The organism is Phocaeicola faecium (genome assembly GCF_014837055.1).
Classification (GTDB): domain Bacteria; phylum Bacteroidota; class Bacteroidia; order Bacteroidales; family Bacteroidaceae; genus Phocaeicola; species Phocaeicola gallinarum.
In genome coordinates, this window is record NZ_JACSPQ010000042.1 from 1 (window position 1) to 1,316 (window position 1,316).

Below are 1,316 nucleotides of genomic sequence, written 5' to 3' on the forward strand. Positions count from 1 at the left end.
TTTTTGGGGTGTTTGGTTTGGTCGGGTTTGCGTTGGTGGCTGGGTTGGTGTAAGTTATTCCCTTGCTGCCGGTCGGCGCGGGTCGCCCCGCTGGGGTGGTTCGGGTTGGCCGAGCGGTGGTGGTTTGAGAACTCAAGAGCGTGTTTGTACTACTTTGTAGAGTCATTTTGATTGCCAGTCCGATTCCCGCTCCTTTGTTGGGAGTGGCCGAGGGGCCTTGATGGGGGTCGGGGTTTTGTGTGGATCGTTTTCCTTATAAACGGTCTCGTCAATTATGTTTGGAGTCATCGTTCGGATGTCTTCGCAAGGTTTTTTGTGGAGGGTTCGATTCTGGCTCAGGATGAACGCTGGCGGCGTGCTTAACACATGCAAGTCGAACGGGATCCCTGGCGCTTGCGCCGGGGTGAGAGTGGCGAACGGGTGAGTAATGCGTGACCAACCTGCCCCATGCACCGGAATAGCTCCTGGAAACGGGTGGTAATGCCGGATGCTCCAGATGACCGCATGGGATTCTGGGAAAGCTTTTGCGGCATGGGATGGGGTCGCGTCCTATCAGCTTGTTGGTGGGGTGATGGCCCACCAAGGCTTCGACGGGTAGCCGGCCTGAGAGGGCGACCGGCCACATTGGGACTGAGATACGGCCCAGACTCCTACGGGAGGCAGCAGTGGGGAATATTGCGCAATGGGCGAAAGCCTGACGCAGCGACGCCGCGTGCGGGATGGAGGCCTTCGGGTTGTAAACCGCTTTTATCGGGGAGCAAGCGAGAGTGAGTGTACCCGTTGAATAAGCACCGGCTAACTACGTGCCAGCAGCCGCGGTAATACGTAGGGTGCAAGCGTTATCCGGATTTATTGGGCGTAAAGGGCTCGTAGGCGGTTCGTCGCGTCTGGTGTGAAAGTCCATCGCTTAACGGTGGATCTGCGCCGGGTACGGGCGGGCTGGAGTGCGGCAGGGGAGACTGGAATTCCCGGTGTAACGGTGGAATGTGTAGATATCGGGAAGAACACCAATGGCGAAGGCAGGTCTCTGGGCCGTTACTGACGCTGAGGAGCGAAAGCGTGAGGAGCGAACAGGATTAGATACCCTGGTAGTCCACGCCGTAAACGGTGGATGCTGGATGTGGGGCCCTTTCCACGGGTTCCGTGTCGGAGCTAACGCGTTAAGCATCCCGCCTGGGGAGTACGGCCGCAAGGCTAAAACTCAAAGAAATTGACGGGGGCCCGCACAAGCGGCGGAGCATGCGGATTAATTCGATGCAACGCGAAGAACCTTACCTGGGCTTGACATGTTCCCGACGACCTCAGAGATGGGGTTT

The 1,316-nt window shown here is 57.8% G+C and carries 1 rRNA gene; it reads left to right on the plus strand.

Going from position 1 to position 1,316, the window contains the following annotated elements:
- Window positions 1-312: 312 nt before the first annotated feature.
- A 16S ribosomal RNA gene (locus tag H9626_RS15770) occupies window positions 313-1,316 on the plus strand; the annotation flags it as partial.